The following is a 19168-nucleotide window of genomic DNA, read 5'->3' on the forward strand; positions in this document are numbered from 1 at the left end:
TTTTTCAGCATGTTTTGTATCATATTGTTACTTTTAAGGGGAATAATGTAGATAATCGTACACCCATTAAATCCCCATAAAGATTAATCGATATGCTTGCAATGCTTATCGGTAGTTTGGGGTTCTATATGTATAGTGGCATCAATGCCAAGCTCCAAGTGTATGGCATCTTCAATTAATGAAATAATTCTATGGGCCTGTTCTATGGTCATTTGATTGGGCAGCCTAACATGAAAGGTAAGCTCTTGATGCATTACATAGTTATGGATATGGAAGTGATGGGGCTCCATTCTATCATATCCCTGCCTTGAGACAATCTCCATTACTTTTTGAACAAGATCATCGGATGGTACCTCACCAAGAATTACCACTGCGCTATCGGTAATCACCTTAATACCTGAGTAAAGAATGAGCAGGGCAACAATGATACTCAAAACCCCGTCGATCCACCAAAAGTACTTGCCTACAAAAATACCCACAAGCACAATGACCGATGAAAGGGCATCGCTGCGGTGATGCCAACCATCGGCTGTAACTGAAATTGAGCCTGTGCGTTTACCTATGATGAAAGCTACCTGTGCTAGTCCTTCCTTTGCAACTATTGATACCACAGTTGCTACAATTGCCAGAGTTCCATAGCTGGTACTCACCCTATCCCTGATTTTTGCAATGCCTTCCATGGCAAAGTAAAAGGCCACAAAAGCAAGTAGTGCACCAATAAGCAAAGAAACCACTAACTCCGAACGTCCATGTCCAAAAGGATGATCCTTATCGGCAGGCTTTTGCGAATATTTAATGCCAAGCAGCAAAACAATTGAGCTGATTGAATCGGAAAGGGTATGCCAGGCATCGGCGATAAGCGCTAACGATCCTGTAACCACCCCAGCCCAGTACTTTAGTACAAAAAGCAAAGTGTTGATTAAGATAGAGAGCCAACCCTCAAAATTAACCAGGCGGGTATTTCCGGAATTAAACCGATAATTCATGATAAAATTTAATGTAAAGCCATTAATAGCAGCTGCATGTGATTGTAAAATCGGGGGCATACCTTACTATGAACTGATTTGAATTAAGCGTATACCCCTCTTTACTAGTATTGAGTTTGAAGTTAGTTTGAAGCGTTCTTAACCTGTAATTTGGCAGACAGGGAGTAAAACCAGGACCAAACTCCTTGAGTGCACTAATAAAGTAAAATGCTACATCGTAACCTAAAAACGAGAACTGTGTTGGCTCCGACCGGAATTGCACCCTGTATTTCTCAACAAAAGTTTTTACATCACTTTGAGTGTAGTCGACAAAAAATGGTGAGAATACATGAGTATTCAATGCAAAAAGGTAATCGGGCGGTAGGTTTTTAAGTTTACGCCAACGCGATGGGCCATATACCTCAGTGTTGAGGTTATAGTACGATTTTACAGCATATAAGCTCCCAAGTATCTCGGCTACAAATGGTTCATCGTCGGAGGGCACAATTACAATGTTTACGGTATCGCGTTTTAGCATCTTCAGCAACCTTTCCTGAACATCAACCGATTTGTAGGCAGCAGTTTTATGATTGTACCGAGAAATGGGAATAGCTGCGTTTGTGAAGTTTTGGGTTAGAAGTGAATCGAAATGCTTTAAGCTGGGCGAATACCAAATGGTTGAGTCATAAATCACCAGGTAGTTCTTACTGGGATCAACCTTCAAGTTCTTCACAAATATTTCCAGCTGGTTTTGAAGGGTTTGGCTAACCGAAATAATATTCTGCTTATCAGCCAACCCCTCTTTATTGCTGTAAATGGGCGATACAAAGTTGATATTATTTTTGGCGGCAAATTGAGCTATAGGCTTAACCTCATCGAACATGTAAGGTCCAACTACTAATTCAGATCGTGCAAAATCAGAACTATTCAGAATTTTAAAAACCTCCTGTGGTGAGCGCTTTGTGTCACGCACGTTTAGGTTTACCGAGATGCCCAACTTTTTAAGAGTATCTAGGGCTAACAGGAAACCTTCGTAGAATTCAAGCGAAACCTGTGTTATTTGAGTTAACTGCCCTGTGGGGTCCTGAACATCTTTTGGGTCAACATCATCAACTATGGCCTGAGTCTGGCTGCCGGATTGAGTAAAGGGAAGTAGTAGAGAAACATTAAACGGATGACCATCGTAGGTGTAGCTATTACTGCAGGGCGATGCTTTCTCCTGCCCATCGGTATCAACCTTGGCTTCAACAGCCTCAGGAACAGGTACCGATTTGGGTTTTGGTATCCGAAGGGTTGTTCCAAGTTTTAAACCATCCTTAATTAAATCGTAGTTATAATACTCAATCTCCTTGGGTGAAACACCGTATTTCCTAGAAATTGCGAATAACCCTTCGCGAGGCTGCACCTCGTGCAAAATAAACTCAACCGAATCAACGGCGGGTTGCTGCTCAATATCGCTTATCTGCTTTTTTGGAATGCGAAGGGTTTGACTTAGCTTTAACCCTTCCCTTGCTTCAGGGTTCAACCGTAGTATATCATCCATACTCACATTGTACATCCTTGAAATGCCAAAAAGGGTTTCCTTGCGTTTAACAATGTGGTAGATATAATCCTCGTCAGTTTGGGTTTCCTTCACTTTAGCCGGTATTTTTAGAGCTTGTCCCACCTTTAACCCTGCGTATATATCGGGGTTGTTTATCGCAATGTCGGACTGGCTTACGCCGTAAGCCTTACTGATAGAGTATAGCGTTTCACCCTGCTGGACTATATGAACAAAGTACGTTTTCCCGTCGACACGTACCTTGTCCTTTGATATTTTTACCTCTACTTCCTGCGAAAACAAAATGTAGGAAAACGATACCAGAGTTAGGAGTGCAAGTATTCTTTTAATCATTGCAAGTAGTTTTATGAAACTGTTATTCCGAAATGGGTCCGAATACAAAGTACAAAAATACACAAATCAATCAATTCAAACCCTATGCCTAATGCTGTTTTAAAACGAAGAAAGTAAAAATTGATACATAAAAAACATTAAGCTACGCATATTTTTGTTAAAATTGCAGTAAAATAGCCTAAATGGATTCAACTGATACACAATACATCTTTGCGATTGCTTTGCATAGGCACAGGGAATTGGGTTTGGTGGCAGGAGCTTATCTTATCAGTCCAATCAGCGATGATACCTATAAAATTGAAAAGAATGTTATTGTCGATTCAGCCGTTATTCATTCCGACAGGATTACAACCGACCAATCGGAAATAATACGCAGCATTCAGGAAATATCAGAAAAAAGCCTTTTGAAGCTATTTGGACGCGATGCGAAAACATTCAACGAACTTTTACAAAAAGTTCAAAGCGACGAAAACCTAAACAGCTACATCAGGAACTACATTGACCGAAGAATTTGTAAGGCCGTTGAAAAAGCTGCATCGGCCAATATCCCGATATACATCAGAGAGCGGAACGCCAATAACATTTACAAGGAAAAGCAATTAACCTACCATACCGATGTTGCATCGCCCATATTCAGGTTCGAACTTGATGAGCTTGGCATGAAGTATTCCCTGAAGATTCAACATCAAACTTCCATTTTAACTTTATTGCCCGGTGTGTTTGAATTGCTTACGGTTGAACCATGCTTAATTCGGGTTGCAAATGGCATATATAAGGTTGAAGGTATTGATGGCCGAAAGTTTGTACCCTACATGACCAAGCAATTTGTTACAATACCCCAACAATCGGTACAAAAGTATATGGAAACCTTTGTGCTGAAAGCTGTTAGAAGCAACCAGGTAGAAGCCGTGGGATTTGAAATCAACGAACAAAAAAACAGGCCTAAACCCATACTCACGCTCGATGAGCGCCTATCAGGCGGAGCCTGCCTTACCCTTAGCTTTCAGTATGGGAATAAGGTTATTTCGGCAAACACGCCTGCTGTTAATGAGGTAAAGCTATCGTTCCGCAATAACTCATACACGTTTACCCGGCTTACCCGCAACCCCGAGAAGGAAGAAAAAATCAAACAACAGCTTATTAAAACCTGGCGCCTAACAAAGGTGGGAGAAAACGAGTACTTTCCCGGCAAACCCGAAAATGGCGAGTTTGACCACTACCAGGTGATAGAATGGCTGAACACCAACTATAAGCTGTTACAGGACGAAGGTTTTGAGATTCATCAAAAGTTTAGGCAAACAAACTACTACCTAAGTGGCTTTGACCTTAATTTGAGGCTTACCGAAAGTATCGATTGGTTCGACCTTTACGGCATGGTTCGCATTGGCGAATTTGAAATCCCCTTTGTTTACTTCCGCAAGCATATAGTCAAGAACATTCGCGAGTTCACCCTTCCCAACGGTCAGGTTTTCATTTTACCCGATGAGTGGTTTGCCAAGTACAGAACCATCCTTATGCTTGGCAAGGAGGAAGGCGAAAGCATTAAGCTGTCCAAAACATCGGCAGCAATTATTGCCGGCAGTAGTCTAGAAACCCAGAGTATTTCAAGTTTCGCTGAAAAACTAAAAAATATTAACACCAAAGGGGTAACCCTACCCCATAGCCTTCAGGCAAAACTACGCGAATACCAAATCCTTGGTTTTGCCTGGCTAAAAACCTTGGTTGAAAATGGTTTGAATGGCTGCCTTGCCGACGACATGGGCCTTGGAAAAACATTACAAACCATTACACTTTTACTATCGGAACTTGAGGCCAACGATTTTAAAACCGGACAGGATCACTGTTCGCTGGTTGTTGCTCCCACGTCAATAATTTACAACTGGCAAAAGGAGTTCGAAAAGTTTGCGCCACAGGTTAAAGTTGGTATTTACCATGGAACCCAACGCGACAAGAGCCACAAAATATTTCAGCAAAACCATGTTGTGATAACTTCATACGGCACCATACGGAACGACATTGACCTTTTCAAGGACTTTGCATTCCGATACGTGGTGTTGGACGAGAGCCAAACCATTAAAAACCCTGCATCTAAAATATACAGATGCGTTCTGTTGCTTAAGACAAAGAAGAGTTTGTGCCTTAGCGGAACACCCATTGAGAATAACCTATTTGACCTATGGTCACAAATGAACTTCCTAAACCGCGGGATGCTCGGCGGCCTTAAGGTATTCCGTGAGGAATTTGCCATTCCCATTGAGCGCAAGAATGACGCCGAAAAGCAGAAACAGCTTAAAAAGCTCATTGAACCCCTGATAATGCGCCGCACCAAGGAGCAGGTTGCCAAGGAGTTACCACCCCTAACCGAGCAAATCATCTACTGTGAGATGACCGACGAGCAGGGCAAAGCCTATGAGGCGGAGAAATCAAAAGCCCGCAGGTTGATACTTGACTCCCTGGAACAGAGTAAACCGGAATCGTCAACCATCAATGTTCTTTCAGCGCTCACCCGTTTGCGTCAGCTGGCCAACCACCCGGCCATGCTCGATGAATACTCAAACCTGTCGTCGGGTAAATTTGAGGAGGTTACGCAAATGATTGAAAGTGTTATTGCTGAAAACCATAAGATACTCATATTCTCATCGTTTGTTAAACACCTGGCACAGGTTGAAACCTACTTACAAAACAACGGTATAGGTTACGAAATGCTAACCGGTTCAACAACCGATAGAAGCGATGTAGTGGAAGAGTTCCAGAACAATCCTGAAAAGAAAATCTTTTTGATTTCGCTTAAAGCCGGCGGTGTTGGACTAAACCTAACCGCTGCCGATTACATTTTTATTCTTGACCCATGGTGGAATCCTGCCGCCGAGATGCAGGCAGCATCGCGCGCACATCGAATTGGGCAAACCAGGAGTGTGTTTGTTTACCGTTTTATTACACGAAACACGGTAGAGGAGAAAATTGTAAAGCTGCAAGCCCACAAGGAAAACCTTGCCCACGAATTTGTCAACTCCAATAATCCGATGATACTCCTTAACAAGGAGCAGCTTATTAGCCTTGTTGAGTAGGGAAATGTCCCTATCCAAATTATTTAAATCAACCTGCATTGCGGTTAAAAAATATTAATCGTAATCTAAAGCATATATTATTATCAATTATTAATCAATCACTTACAAAATTTGAAATTTAAAAATCGATATAAATAGATATTCTTTCGCCATCAAAGTTTGTATCTTTGCAGCATGGAAACTATGCTCAAAATTGCCGTAATTCTTGCGGCATACCTTTTTGGCTCAATACCTACATCGGTTTGGGTAGGGAAAATTTTTTACGGGATCGATGTTAGGGAGCATGGCAGTGGTAATGCCGGTGCAACAAACACCATCAGGGTGCTTGGTCTGATTCCTGGAATATCGGTCTTTATAGTCGATGTTCTTAAAGGTTACCTAGCAGTTCGTCTGCTATATCTAACCGATTTCTATATCCCTAAAACTGGAATGTTTATCAACTTTCAGCTGTTTTTGGGAATTGCAGCATTGCTTGGCCATATATTTCCCATTTTTGCTCAGTTTCGTGGGGGAAAGGGTGTGGCAGTGCTATCGGGTGTGGTTTTTGCCCTTCACCCCTACGCCACTTTGATAGTATTTGGAATTTGGATAGTATCGGTGCTAATCACCCGATACGTTTCGTTAAGTTCCATGATTGCAGGCTTTTCGTTCCCACTGGTTCTGATTTTTGTTTACCGTACCACTAACCCATCGCTAATTACTTTTGCCTTTATACTGGCAATCCTAATGCTATTCACCCATCAAAAGAATATCGAGCGTCTGGTAAAAGGCGAAGAATCAAAGTTTTCATTAAAGAAAAAGGGTAAAACCAATCAGGTTAACCCCAAACAATAACTCAACAATTGTTGTTTTTATTAAACAAGCCCAACCACGCATGAATGTGGTATGAAATATTTTTATAATTTTGCAAGTCATTTTGAATTGATATTCTACTGTTATGATTAAAATAACTTTTCCTGATGGGAACGTGCGGGAATACCCCAAAGGTGTTACCGGACTTGAAATAGCCAAAAGCATTTCGGAGCGTTTAGCAGCCGATGTTTTATCGGTATCGGTTAATGGTGAAGTGTGGGACCTTACCCGTGGCATTGAAACCGATGCCACCGTTAAGCTACACAAGTGGGACGACCCAGAGGGAAAACATGCCTTTTGGCACTCATCGGCACACCTTATGGCCGAGGCCGTTGAAGCGCTTTACCCCGGCGTTAAGTTGGGAATAGGCCCAAGCATTGAGAATGGGTTTTACTACGATATCGATTTTAACGGACACACCATATCGGAAGAGGATTTACCTAAGATTGAGCAAAAAATGATGGAGTTTGCCCAGCAAAAGCAGCCCATCGTTCGCAGGGAGGTTTCAAAAGCCGAAGCGCTTAAGACCTACCAGGAAAAGGGCGATCCTTACAAGGTGGAACTTATATCGGATCTACAGGATGGGACCATATCGTTCTACACCCAGGGCGAATTTACTGATCTTTGCCGTGGTCCACACCTTCCGAATACAGGCTATATTAAAGCCATTAAGTTGCTCAGCATTGCAGGCGCATACTGGCGTGGCGATGAAAAAAATAAAATGCTTACCCGCATTTACGGTATCACATTCCCCCAAAAGAAACAACTCGACGAGTACCTGACCTTGCTTGAGGAAGCAAAAAAACGCGACCACCGTAAAATTGGTAAGGATTTAGAACTATTTATGTTCTCGCCCAGTGTTGGCCCTGGTTTACCATTATGGTTACCCAAGGGTGCTCAACTTCGCGAGCGCTTAGAGATGTTCCTTAAACGCGTTCAAAAGAAATACGGGTATGAACAGGTAATTACCCCGCACATTGGCCAAAAAGAGCTTTACGAAACATCGGGCCACTGGGCAAAATACGGGAAGGATAGTTTCCGTCCCATAACTACTCCACAGGAAGGTGAGGAATTCCTTCTTAAACCCATGAACTGCCCCCATCACTGTGAAATTTACAAATCCAAACCGCGCTCATACAAAGATCTCCCGCTTAGGCTGGCTGAGTTCGGAACAGTTTACCGTTACGAACAGAGCGGTGAATTGCACGGCCTAACCCGTGTTCGTGGATTTACCCAGGACGATGCACATATTTTCTGTAGGCCCGACCAGCTCAAGGAAGAGTTTGTAAAGGTTATCGATATTGTTCTATACATCTTTAAAACTCTCGATTTTAAAGATTACACCGCACAGATATCGCTACGCGACCCGAACAATAAAGAGAAATACATAGGCTCTGACGAGAATTGGGAAAAGGCTGAAAAGGCTATAGTTGAAGCGGCAGCAGAACGAGGCCTAAAAACCGTAACCGAACTTGGTGAGGCTGCATTCTATGGTCCAAAACTCGACTTCATGGTTCGCGATGCTATTGGCCGCAAGTGGCAGCTGGGCACCATCCAGGTTGACTACAACCTACCCGAGCGCTTCCAGCTGGAGTACATTGGCGCTGACGATAAGCGTTACCGCCCCATTATGATACACCGTGCACCCTTTGGGTCGATGGAACGCTTTGTTGCCGTACTTATTGAGCATACAGGCGGTAAATTCCCGCTATGGCTAACACCCGAACAGGTTGTAGTGCTACCCATTAGCGAAAAATTTAACGATTATGCAAAAAGTGTTTCAAAATTCCTAAATAATTACGATATTCGCAGCCTGGTTGACGACCGCAACGAGAAGATAGGTAAAAAGATAAGGGACAACGAGTTACGCCGAATCCCTTACCTTTTAATTGTTGGCGAAAAGGAACAGGAAGCCAACCTTGTTGCTGTTCGTGTTCAAGGCGAAGGCGATAAAGGCCAAATGAAACTTGAAGAGTTTGTAAACCATATAAAGGCTGAAATTGATAATCAGCTAAAGGAAATTTAGTATTAACTAAACGTTAGGAGGGCAAAACTATAGCAGCACCTAATATCAACAAAAAGTCGGATATCGACACTTACCCGATAAACGAAGAAATTCGGGCTAAGACCGTTCGACTGGTTGGCGAAAACATTGAGAATCCGGGCATTTACCCCATTAGCCAGGCACGTCAAATGGCCGAGGAGATGGAGTTAGACTTGGTAATGATTTCTGATAAGGCCGATCCTCCGGTTTGTAAAATACTGGACTATCAGAAGTTCCTTTACCAGCTCAAGAAGAAGCAAAAGGAAATTAAGGCTAACGCTCAAAAAATTGTGGTTAAGGAAATTAGGTTTGGGCCCAATACCGATGATCACGATTACAACTTCAAGTTGAAGCATGCCATCAATTTCCTTCAGGAAGGTGCTAAGGTGAAAGCCTACGTGTTCTTTAAGGGACGTTCCATTCTTTTCAAAGAGCAAGGCGAAATACTACTTTTGCGTTTTGCCCAAGACCTTGAGGAGTATGGCAAAGTGGAGCAGTTGCCCCAGCTTGAGGGGAAACGAATGATTATGATAGTATCCCCAAAAGGCACAAAAAAGAAATAACAAACCATTAGTAATCAAATAAATACAGTGTAGAATGCCAAAAACAAAGACTCATTCTGGTTCAAAAAAGCGTTTTGCTTTAACCGGAACAGGTAAGATTAAAAGAAAACACGCCTACAAGAGTCACATTTTGACTAAAAAGGAAACCAAGCAAAAGAGGAATTTAACTCACGTTGCTTTGGTTGACAAGGCCGATGAAGGGCATGTTAAGGCAATGCTTGGCTTGAAGTAGTTTTGTTTTCTTTTAGTTTGTGTGTTAGTTTACTTTAATGTTTAACAGAATGAATTAGCCACTAAGAGTTCAAAAACGTTGAACCGCTAATCATTCAAAAATCGTAAAAAAATGCCACGTTCAGTAAATGCAGTAGCATCGCGCAAGCGCAGAAAAAAAATTCTTAAACAGACGAAGGGAAATTTCCTTGCGCGTCGTAATGTTTGGACGGTTGCAAAGAACACCTTGGAAAAAGGTTTGACCTATGCTTACCGCGACCGTAAGAAGAAAAAGATTGAATTCCGTGCCCTATGGATTCAGCGTATTAACGCTGCGGTTCGTGAGTATGGTATGACCTACTCCGAATTCATGGGCAAAATCAACCAGAAAGGGATTGCTATTAACCGCAAGGTTTTGGCTGATTTGGCCATGAACCACCCTGAGGCTTTTAAAGCTATTGTTGATTCTGTAAAGTAATCAGTAAAACAGAATAAGGTTAAAGGGGCTAAATGCCCCTTTTTTTGTTAATTTTGATTAACTTGCTGCTGTTTATATCATTTCTCGTCATCTTTTAATAAATTGCAGGCAAAAATAAGGTGTTTAACAAAATGCTAAGAATTGCATTAATTGGCTACGGAAAAATGGGGCATGAGGTTGAGGCTATTGCCCTTGAGCGTGGGCATACCATTGTCCTGAGAATTGACAAGGATAACATCAATGACCTTAACACTGAAAACCTAAAAAAATCCGATGTTGCCATTGAATTCACCTCGCCGAGCACAGCCATGCAAAACATTCAAGCCTGTTTCAACGCTGGAATCCCTGTGGTGTCAGGAACAACCGGCTGGAACAACCAACTTGAAATCATGGTTAACAAGGCCCGCAATGGCGAGGGAACGTTGTTTTACGCATCAAACTATAGCATTGGTGTTAACATCTTTTTCAAGCTGAATAATTACATTGCTTCCATACTTGACAGGATAGGGATGTATCAACCATCAATAACCGAAATACACCACACCCAAAAGCTTGATGCTCCAAGCGGAACTGCCATAACCATTGCCAATACACTGTGCAACCAAATGAAGGCATACGAAGGCTGGAGCTTAATCCCCGATAGTGCAGAGAGAAAAATCCCAATTGAGGCAATTCGAGAGGGTCAAGTTCCCGGTACTCACATTGTGACCTTTACATCCGAACAGGATATTATCACTCTAAAGCACGAGGCTAAGAGTCGCAGAGGATTTGCACTTGGAGCGGTATTAGCCGCTGAGTTTCTCAGCTCCCGCAAGGGATTTTACAGCATGGATGATTTGCTTAAACTTGACTAAACCACAATACCATGTTTCAAAAAGTAAAAAATTTCCTAAAAAACAAGTATTTCCGATTTGCATTTGCAGCCATAATTTTCATACTCTGGGTAGTATGGATTGGTAACTACTGGCTGCTTCTGGGATTACCTATCATTTTCGACTTCTACATCACCCAAAAAGTAAACTGGACATTCTGGAAGAAGCGCGGGCAAAAAAAGACCGTTCTGATTGAATGGGTTGATGCCATAATATTTGCAGTTGTTGCGGCAACCCTAATCCGAATGTTTTTTATTGAGGCATACACCATACCAACATCATCGATGGAGAAATCGTTGCTGGTGGGCGACTACCTATTTGTGAGTAAGGTTGCCTACGGGCCTAAACTACCCAACACGCCAATTTCATTCCCATTTGTTCATCACACCCTGCCTTTGACAAAATACACCAAGTCGTTCATTGAGTGGCCCCGTTGGCCCTATAAGCGTATTGCCGGTTTTGGTCAGATAAAACGCAACGATGTGGTTGTATTCAACTTCCCCGAAGGCGATACGGTCTGCCTGCAGGATCAGAATTCAAGCTACTACACCTTGGCAAGAATTTATGGACGCGACTACATCCGTCAAAATTATGATATTATTTACCGCCCTGTTGATAAACGCGAGAACTACATCAAGCGTTGCGTTGGCATTCCCGGCGACACCATTCAGGTTATCCATGGTAGCCTTTTTGTTAATGGCAAAGAGCAGGCAAAGATTGGTAAAAGACAGTATAACTACCTGATAAGAACTAATGGCTCTACCATTAACCCAATACGGTTTGAGGAAATGGGTATTGCCCGTTCCGATATCAACTACAATGCCCAGGAATCGGTTTACATCCTTCCGTTAACCGAGGAAATGCTGGAACGTTTTAAAACCTTTAGCAATGTAACTGAAATAACCCGAAACGAGAATACTGACTCCACAGTTATGTGGAAGTTAATTTTCCCCCACGATCCCCGCTATAAATGGAACGAGGATAACTTTGGGCCCCTATGGATACCCAAAAAAGGTGCAACCGTTACCCTCACCACCGATAACCTGCCACTTTACCAACGCATTATTGATGTTTACGAGAACAACGACCTGAGGGTTGAAAATGGCACTATTTATATTAATGGCGAACCAGCAAGCTCTTATACATTTAAGATGGATTACTATTTCATGATGGGCGATAACCGACATAACTCGGCCGACAGCCGTTTTTGGGGATTTGTGCCCGAAGACCATGTGGTAGGAAAAGCTTCGTTTATTTGGCTATCGCTCGATAAGGATAAACGTTTTCCTGCCAATATTCGCTTTAAGCGTATGTTTACAACCATTAAATAGGCTAAACAATGGCTGCATAAAAACCTGTTGGAGGGGAATGGCACCCGCAACAGGTTTTTTAGTTCAATGAAAGGGTACAATGTCCAGTAAAACCATACTACTTAGCACAGCGTATTTACCGCCGGTTCATTATATGTCCGCCTTACTTAGTGCCGATAAAATTATTATTGAGGCACATGAAACTTACCTTAAACAAACCTACCGTAACCGATGCGTAATACTCAGCGCAAACGGCCCATTACCCCTTGTAATCCCAGTAATAAAACCAAAGGGCAACCATACCGGCATAACCGAAGTTATTATTGATTACTCTACCGGTTGGAACAGGAATCATTGGCGTGCCATCGAATCGGCTTACCGAACTTCGGCATATTTCGAGTTTATTGCCGATGTACTAAAGCCCTTTTACAGCAATCCTTTCAATACCCTGTGGGAGTTCAACAATGAACTCTTAAAGGCAATTTTGGACTTCCTTGAACTACCCGTTAATATCAATTTTACAAGTACCTTTCATAAAGTTGAACCCGAAGGAGTAATGGATTTACGTTACGCAATTAGCCCAAAGGCTAAAATGCCGGAAACCAGCTTGCACGCTATCCTACCATACTTTCAGGTTTTTGAACATCGCTTTGGATTTACTCCCAACCTCAGCATTATTGACTTGCTTTTTAACGAGGGGCTAATGGCAAGAGATATATTAAGGATAAAGGATAAAGGATAAAGGTTCAAAGTTCATGGTTCGAGGTTCATGGTTGAAGGTTTGAGGTTAAAGGATAAAAGACACGAATTAGATTTCTATATTGTTACACCGATTTACAAAGTTATGATGAAAGGGTTGGCAGAGATTTTCAAAACAAGGAGGCTTGGGAAGGAATGTATAATTTCAGAGAATTTGAAAAAGCATCATTAAAAAATGGTTTTGAAGTGATACCTTTGTAGGTTACATTTTTCCATTTTATCAATGCAAAAGTACGAAAAGGTAATATCGGTAAAAGGCGCAAGGGTTCATAATCTTAAGAATATCAATGTAGATATTCCCCGTAACAAGCTGGTAGTAATTACGGGTGTATCGGGTTCGGGAAAATCATCGTTAGCATTCGATACCATTTATGCCGAAGGGCAAAGGCGATACGTAGAGAGCCTATCGGCTTACGCCCGTCAATTCCTTGGTAGAATGAGCAAGCCTGAGGTTGACCTTATTAGCGGTATTCCGCCGGCCATTGCCATTGAGCAAAAAGTTAACACCCGAAATCCCCGCTCTACCGTAGGCACATCCACTGAGATTTACGATTACCTTAAGCTACTTTACGCCCGTATCGGAAAAACATACTCTCCCATTTCGGGCCGCGAGGTTAAACGTCACTCGGTTACCGATGTTGTAAACTTTATCAGTGCCCATCAGCAGGGAACACGCATGACCCTTTTAGCACCTATTGCCGTTAACGGCAACATCAAGCTGAAGCTTGAGGAGCTAAACCGCGAAGGGTTTACCCGAATTGATATTAACGGTAAAGTGATTAGGATTGATGATGCTCAAAATCGTGAACTTGTCGATTTGGCTGCTGCCAACACAAGGTTGATAATAGATAGATTTGCCGTTTCGGTAGATGAAGATTTTGTTAGCCGGATAGCCGATTCGGTTCAAACCGCTTACGCCGAGGGTAATGGTTTTTGCATTCTTTCTATCGAAACCGACGAAGGGATACGGGAGGAGCAATTCTCGAACCTATATGAACTCGATGGGATAAAATTCGAACAGCCCACCGAGCATCTTTTCAACTTCAACAACCCACTTGGTGCTTGCCCAAAATGCGAGGGTTACGGCAAGGTAATTGGCATAGACGAGGATTTGGTAGTCCCCAACAAAAGCCTTTCCATTTACGAGGATGCTATTGCGTGCTGGCGGGGGGAGTCAATGGGTTGGTATAAGGACAGAGTAATCGAGTATGCATCGGCGTATAACCTACCTATCCACACCCCATACTACAAATTAACTGAGGAGCAGAAAGCATTGCTTTGGAATGGCACAAGGCACTTCAAGGGTATTTACGATTTCTTCGCGGAGCTTGAGGAAAAACGATACAAAATACAATACCGAGTTCTACTCTCACGCTACATGGGCAAAACCACATGCCCGGTTTGTAAGGGCGGACGGCTTAGACCTGAAGCATCGTATGTAAAGGTGGCTGGTTACACCATTCAGGAGTTAGTTAACATCCAGATTGAAGAACTTTACGAGTTCTTTATGAACATCGAGCTGGATGAGCACGATGTCACAGTGGCAAAACGTTTGTTAACAGAGATTCGGAACCGTTTAGGATACATGGTTAATGTTGGGTTAGGTTATTTAACCCTTAACCGTTTGTCCGCTACCCTTTCCGGGGGTGAGTCGCAACGCATTAACCTTGCCACATCGCTTGGCAGCAGTTTAGTGGGGTCGCTCTATATACTTGATGAGCCTAGTATTGGCCTGCATCCCCGCGACACCCATCTACTTATCGATGTTCTTAAAAATCTGCGTGATCTGGGAAATACTGTGCTAGTGGTAGAGCACGATGAGGACATAATGCGCAATGCCGATTACATTATCGATATTGGCCCGCATGCAGGCCGACTTGGAGGTGAGGTGGTTTTTGCCGGAGAGCCAAGCCTAATCAACTCTGCATCCACTAGTCTTACCGCTAAATACCTGAACGGAACCGAAAAAATTGAAGTCCCGTTTAAGCGTCGCAAGTGGAATAGCTACATTGAAGTAAAAGGAGCTCGCGAGAATAACCTGAAGAATATTGATGTAAAGTTTCCGTTAAACACCCTCACAGTGGTTACAGGGGTGAGCGGTTCGGGCAAATCGAGCTTGGTTAAGGGAATACTATACCCTGCCCTACTCAAGGAAATTACTGGGAGTGGCGAGCGGGCTGGCCAGCACGACTGCATAGCTGGCGATATTCGTCTTATTTCCGGTGTGGAAATGGTTGACCAAAACCCCATAGGCAAATCATCGCGCAGCAACCCTGTTACCTACCTCAAAGCGTGGGACGAAATCCGCAAGCTGCTTTCAGAACAGCCCTATGCCAAAAGCAACGGTTACGGCCCATCGCATTTCTCCTTTAACATTGATGGTGGCCGTTGCGAAGAGTGCCAGGGCGAAGGGGTTATTCACGTGGAGATGCAGTTCATGGCCGACCTAACCCTAACCTGCGAGAGCTGCCACGGTAAACGTTTTAAGGACGACATCCTTGAGGTGAGGTATAGGAATGCCAATGTGTATGACTTACTGGAAATGACCGTTAACCAGGCCATAGAGTTCTTTGAGAAAGGCAAAGGAAGCCTTGAAAAGAAAATCATTGAAAAGCTAAAGCCTCTGCAGGATGTAGGCTTAGGCTACATCAAACTTGGGCAATCGTCGAGCACCCTTAGCGGTGGTGAGAGCCAAAGGGTTAAGCTAGCATCGTTCCTGCTCAAAGAGAATACCGATAAACCCATCCTTTTCATTTTTGACGAGCCTACCACTGGCCTACATTTTAACGATATTAAAAAGCTGTTAAGTGCCTTTGATGCCCTAATTGCAAAGGGACATAGCATTGTTCTGGTGGAACACAACCTTGAGGTTATTAAGTGCGCCGACTGGGTTATTGATTTAGGCCCAGAGGGTGGCGATAATGGTGGGCACTTAATTTTTTCAGGCACGCCAGAACAACTTGCCTTGATGGATAACTCCTACACGGGTAAGTTCCTCTCTGCTAAGCTTAACCATTAGGTATAGCAACAAAAAAGCCGCTTAAAGCGGCTTTTACTATTTATGTAAGTAATTGATTAGTCAGTTTTAAGACCAAACATAATAGCCACACACCCACTCTTCAACTCCTCATTTTTACCTGATGTAACCGGCACCTTAACAAGAATTATGAGCTGTTGGGTGTTTTCTACCTTAAAATCCCATGTGGTGGCAAAATTGTTTTTGGCATTTGTGTATAACACCTTACGGTCAACATCCATTACCATAAACTCAATCTTACTAAGAGTTTCAGAGCCGCAAACGGATATGCGATACTGCTGACCAGCATAGAAGGTCTTGAAAAGTTCAGCATCTTCACCCTCGGTTAGTATTGCTGCATTGTAGTTACCATCGTGAACATAGGGCGAAAGTTCAAGCCTACATATCTTTTTGGCAAAGTTCTTACACTGAGCATTGGACGACGAAGGGAGTGCAAGAAATAGAACAACTGCCGAAACAAGTATATAAATCGATGATCTCATACGAACCATTTTATGCTGTGTATTTTTTACGCAATTCAATCACTTTTGTTTTAAGCTTTTTAAAAGCTTCAGGGCTTACGGTTGTAACATTCTTGGATTTCAGTGTAGCAACCTTCGATTTTCCATCCTGTATAACTTTTACATCCGATACTGTGATTTTTACATCGTTGTATACCTTTTCAAGCTCAAGCATATCGGAATACAACTCCCTAACATCGGCATTACTATTGCTTTGCTCCAGAAGTTTAAGAACGGTTTGTAGCGATAGCTTCTGATCGATAATGCGATCGACCATTTCGTTATCAACCTTGTTGATATCCTCAACCAGCGAGGTGGCAATGTAAAGGCCCTCAATCCATCCACCAACAAGAATAATAGAACCTACAGCTACCCTATCGTCCTCCTCCAGGATGGAGTTGGTGTTGAGGAATGTTTCCGAAATTGTCTCTAGGATAACATCGCGGTTATTGATATTCTCCTCCAGCTTCTCAATTACGGAATTGTCAATTGCATTCAAAATACCTAAACCCTCTGCCATTTTCTTTGAAACAGTCATATACTTAATGGTGGCCTGGGTTTGGTCAAAAAGGCTTGCATAGCTCAAATCGGTGCTATAAATGCCCAGGTTAAGCGCCATGCTCTTGGTAGTATTGTATTTTGATGCGTTCTCAATAGGATTAAGCAACTCCTCATTGTATGTTGCCCCTGAGCGCTTAAGTATCATTGCAGTTTCCAGCGGCGATGGCAACGAGTAAAAAATCTGTTTAACCGATTCAATACTGCTAACCAAAGCGCTATCGGCGTCACCCTGCTCTTCGGATACCTGGAGCATCTGCTCCGATTCCCTATTGCATTTACACGAAATGGCAAGCACGGCCATAGCAGCCATAGCCGATAGGAGAAGTATTCTTTTCGATCCTTTATGCATAATGGAACCTTTGGGTTTAAATTTTCAACAATCGACAAGTAAATATACTATAATTTTATCAAAATCAATATCCAGTCTCAATTTTTTAGGTAAACAAATAATTTTAAAACCAAAGTAAAACCAAAAGCAATACCTTTGTAAAAAATTTTAAACCCTATGCAGCCCAACAAGGCAGAACAGTTCCAAAAGACTATTGAAGCGAGTTCCGACGAGGCAATTATTGGTTTGCTTACTGAATTGAGGGAAACCGGTGAGGACTATATGCTTCCAACAATACTCAGCTTGCTTTTCAGCACGCGTTCGGAAAAGTTGAAGAACGAGGTTGTAAACTTCCTGGTTGACCTAAAAAACAAGTCGAGTATTGATACAATAGTTGAGGCAATAAGGCAAAACAAGAGGTCGAAAGATATTCACCTGTTGGTTTCGGTTTGCTGGCAAAGCCGCCTGGACTTTACTCCTTACATCGATACTTTTATCGACATAATGGAGCACGGCAATTACCAGGCTTGCCTCGAGGCTTTTACCGTGATTGAGAACATGACCGAGAATTTGAGCGGAGAGCAACTTAACGAATTGAAAGCCAAAATCAAATCCGTCAAAGGGGATAATGCTGAAACTAAACCCCTAATTGAAGAACTGGTGAAATTACTGGATGAACTATAAAAAAGAACCGCCAGTTGGCGGTTCTTTCATTTTTATTCGTAGTTTGAAAAATACTTCATAAACTGGCTTCGCTCGTACTGAGTTGGGTCGGCAATGGAGCCAACATTAAGCTTACCACGGAAATCGGATATCGTTTTAAAGCCTTTCTGGTTCATCCATTCTGTAAGGGTATTGAGCATAACTTCTATATGCTTAGGCCCGTTTCGATAAATAGCAGAGCAAACTTGAACCGACTTGGCGCCTGCAAGTAACATCTTTACCAAGGCCTCGCCATCGTGAACACCTGTTGAAGCCGATATGTCAATTTCAGGAATCAAATGGCTGGCTATGGCTACCCACCTTAGGGTATATCGCAAATCCGATGGATTGCTGAAAATGTCGGCGGGCACTACCTTCATTGCATGAATGTCGATATCGGGCTCAAAGAACCGGTTAAAAAGTACAACCCCTTTGGCTCCCCGGTAGCGAAGGTGCTCAACCACATTTAAGGGATTGGTAAAGTGCGATCCTAACTTATATGCAACAGGGATAGTTATAACCTTTTGCAACTTCTCTGCAATGCTATTGTAAACCTGCTCATACTCCTCAGCCTTACGCTTAGGGTCGAGCGGCAAGTAGTAAATATTTACTTCAAGCGCATCGGCTCCAGCCTCCTGAATACGTGAGGCAAACGATAGCCATTGGTTATCGCTCAGGCAGTTTATGCTAGCAATTACTGGGATATCAACCGATTGCTTTGCATTTTTGATTAGGTTTATATACTCCTGAACATTGTTGGCCGATACGTAGTGCTTCAGGTAATCGGTTGCTTCGGTATAATCGGAATACTTTTCCAGGTGATTTACCTCATGGAGGATTTGCTCCTCAAATAACGACTTAAGCACTATAGCACCAGCACCAAATTCTTGGTATTTTTTAATGCGATCGACCGATGAGTTTAACCCGGAACTACTGACAATTAACGGTGAACGTAGCGATAGCCCCAAGTAGGATGTTTCTAGTTTAGCCATGGTTAAAGGTTTTTGAATACGATTGAAATTTAC

At 42.6% G+C, this 19168-nt stretch carries 16 protein-coding genes; 11 read left to right on the plus strand and 5 right to left on the minus strand.

The genetic code is table 11. The features are described from left to right. Positions 1-83: 83 nt before the first annotated feature. The gene (locus tag WHS63_RS07560; protein ID WP_445204576.1) at positions 84-986 is read right to left on the minus strand and encodes a cation diffusion facilitator family transporter; all 903 of its coding nucleotides are present in this window, start codon (positions 984-986) and stop codon (positions 84-86) included. 22 nt (positions 987-1008) lie between these two features. After that, positions 1009-2859: an amino acid ABC transporter substrate-binding protein gene (locus WHS63_RS07565; RefSeq protein ID WP_445204577.1), complete on the minus strand. Its 1851-nt coding sequence runs from the start codon at positions 2857-2859 to the stop codon at positions 1009-1011. A 182-nt stretch (positions 2860-3041) separates the two neighbouring features. Here WHS63_RS07565 and WHS63_RS07570 point away from each other — a divergent pair, with 182 nt between their 5' ends. The 10 genes from WHS63_RS07570 (at position 3042) to uvrA (ending at position 16034) form a co-directional block, all read left to right on the plus strand. Beyond that, positions 3042-5927, plus strand: coding sequence for a DEAD/DEAH box helicase (locus WHS63_RS07570; RefSeq protein ID WP_445204578.1), 2886 nt, complete (start codon positions 3042-3044; stop codon positions 5925-5927). A gap of 183 nt (positions 5928-6110) precedes the next feature. Further along, a complete protein-coding gene (plsY, locus tag WHS63_RS07575) occupies positions 6111-6761 on the plus strand; it encodes a glycerol-3-phosphate 1-O-acyltransferase PlsY (RefSeq protein ID WP_445204579.1) in 651 nt (216 codons plus the stop codon). 103 nt (positions 6762-6864) lie between these two features. Then, on the plus strand, positions 6865-8805 hold the full coding sequence (thrS, locus tag WHS63_RS07580; protein ID WP_445204580.1) for a threonine--tRNA ligase: 1941 nt from the start codon (positions 6865-6867) through the stop codon (positions 8803-8805). Between the two features lie 44 nt (positions 8806-8849). Beyond that, positions 8850-9386 (plus strand): translation initiation factor IF-3, encoded by a 537-nt coding sequence (gene infC, locus WHS63_RS07585; RefSeq protein ID WP_445200346.1) that lies wholly within the window; start codon positions 8850-8852, stop codon positions 9384-9386. A gap of 34 nt (positions 9387-9420) precedes the next feature. Further along, positions 9421-9618 (plus strand): 50S ribosomal protein L35, encoded by a 198-nt coding sequence (gene rpmI, locus WHS63_RS07590; protein WP_321586054.1) that lies wholly within the window; start codon positions 9421-9423, stop codon positions 9616-9618. Between the two features lie 111 nt (positions 9619-9729). Continuing rightward, positions 9730-10074, plus strand: coding sequence for a 50S ribosomal protein L20 (gene rplT, locus WHS63_RS07595; protein ID WP_369490124.1), 345 nt, complete (start codon positions 9730-9732; stop codon positions 10072-10074). 131 nt (positions 10075-10205) lie between these two features. Further along, positions 10206-10928 carry a 4-hydroxy-tetrahydrodipicolinate reductase gene (dapB, locus tag WHS63_RS07600; protein WP_445204581.1) on the plus strand — a complete coding sequence of 241 codons (723 nt, stop codon included), beginning with the start codon at positions 10206-10208 and terminating at the stop codon, positions 10926-10928. Between the two features lie 11 nt (positions 10929-10939). After that, on the plus strand, positions 10940-12277 hold the full coding sequence (gene lepB / locus WHS63_RS07605) for a signal peptidase I (RefSeq protein ID WP_445204582.1): 1338 nt from the start codon (positions 10940-10942) through the stop codon (positions 12275-12277). A gap of 79 nt (positions 12278-12356) precedes the next feature. After that, entirely contained in the window at positions 12357-12998 is a 642-nt protein-coding gene (locus tag WHS63_RS07610; RefSeq protein WP_445204583.1) for a WbqC family protein, read from the plus strand. A 240-nt stretch (positions 12999-13238) separates the two neighbouring features. Continuing rightward, on the plus strand, positions 13239-16034 hold the full coding sequence (gene uvrA, locus WHS63_RS07615) for an excinuclease ABC subunit UvrA (RefSeq protein ID WP_445204584.1): 2796 nt from the start codon (positions 13239-13241) through the stop codon (positions 16032-16034). Positions 16035-16090: 56 nt separating this feature from the next. Here uvrA and WHS63_RS07620 read toward each other — a convergent pair whose 3' ends face one another. Together WHS63_RS07620 and WHS63_RS07625 are read right to left on the minus strand one after the other, a co-directional pair. Then, entirely contained in the window at positions 16091-16534 is a 444-nt protein-coding gene (locus WHS63_RS07620) for a hypothetical protein (protein WP_445204585.1), read from the minus strand. A 10-nt stretch (positions 16535-16544) separates the two neighbouring features. Beyond that, positions 16545-17462: a hypothetical protein gene (locus tag WHS63_RS07625; RefSeq protein WP_445204586.1), complete on the minus strand. Its 918-nt coding sequence runs from the start codon at positions 17460-17462 to the stop codon at positions 16545-16547. Positions 17463-17618: 156 nt separating this feature from the next. Between WHS63_RS07625 and WHS63_RS07630 the strand changes: the two genes are divergently transcribed. Further along, positions 17619-18125 carry a hypothetical protein gene (locus WHS63_RS07630; RefSeq protein ID WP_445204587.1) on the plus strand — a complete coding sequence of 169 codons (507 nt, stop codon included), beginning with the start codon at positions 17619-17621 and terminating at the stop codon, positions 18123-18125. Positions 18126-18157: 32 nt separating this feature from the next. Here the strand turns inward: WHS63_RS07630 and WHS63_RS07635 are convergent, their stop codons facing one another. Continuing rightward, positions 18158-19135, minus strand: coding sequence for a dihydroorotate dehydrogenase-like protein (locus tag WHS63_RS07635; protein ID WP_369490116.1), 978 nt, complete (start codon positions 19133-19135; stop codon positions 18158-18160). Between the last annotated feature and the right edge of the window lie 33 nt (positions 19136-19168).

Origin of the sequence: Tenuifilum sp. (assembly GCF_037481895.1) — a bacterium.
GTDB classification, from domain to species: domain Bacteria; phylum Bacteroidota; class Bacteroidia; order Bacteroidales; family Tenuifilaceae; genus Tenuifilum; species Tenuifilum osseticum.

Coding starts and splice junctions, on each gene's coding strand:
- WHS63_RS07560 (WP_445204576.1), bottom strand. CDS start 986: ATGAATTATCGGTTTAATTCCGGAAATACCCGCCTGGTTAATTTTGAG.
- WHS63_RS07565 (WP_445204577.1), bottom strand. CDS start 2,859: ATGATTAAAAGAATACTTGCACTCCTAACTCTGGTATCGTTTTCCTAC.
- WHS63_RS07570 (WP_445204578.1), top strand. CDS start 3,042: ATGGATTCAACTGATACACAATACATCTTTGCGATTGCTTTGCATAGG.
- plsY (WP_445204579.1), top strand. CDS start 6,111: ATGCTCAAAATTGCCGTAATTCTTGCGGCATACCTTTTTGGCTCAATA.
- thrS (WP_445204580.1), top strand. CDS start 6,865: ATGATTAAAATAACTTTTCCTGATGGGAACGTGCGGGAATACCCCAAA.
- rpmI (WP_321586054.1), top strand. CDS start 9,421: ATGCCAAAAACAAAGACTCATTCTGGTTCAAAAAAGCGTTTTGCTTTA.
- rplT (WP_369490124.1), top strand. CDS start 9,730: ATGCCACGTTCAGTAAATGCAGTAGCATCGCGCAAGCGCAGAAAAAAA.
- dapB (WP_445204581.1), top strand. CDS start 10,206: ATGCTAAGAATTGCATTAATTGGCTACGGAAAAATGGGGCATGAGGTT.
- lepB (WP_445204582.1), top strand. CDS start 10,940: ATGTTTCAAAAAGTAAAAAATTTCCTAAAAAACAAGTATTTCCGATTT.
- WHS63_RS07610 (WP_445204583.1), top strand. CDS start 12,357: ATGTCCAGTAAAACCATACTACTTAGCACAGCGTATTTACCGCCGGTT.
- uvrA (WP_445204584.1), top strand. CDS start 13,239: ATGCAAAAGTACGAAAAGGTAATATCGGTAAAAGGCGCAAGGGTTCAT.
- WHS63_RS07620 (WP_445204585.1), bottom strand. CDS start 16,534: ATGAGATCATCGATTTATATACTTGTTTCGGCAGTTGTTCTATTTCTT.
- WHS63_RS07625 (WP_445204586.1), bottom strand. CDS start 17,462: ATGCATAAAGGATCGAAAAGAATACTTCTCCTATCGGCTATGGCTGCT.
- WHS63_RS07630 (WP_445204587.1), top strand. CDS start 17,619: ATGCAGCCCAACAAGGCAGAACAGTTCCAAAAGACTATTGAAGCGAGT.
- WHS63_RS07635 (WP_369490116.1), bottom strand. CDS start 19,135: ATGGCTAAACTAGAAACATCCTACTTGGGGCTATCGCTACGTTCACCG.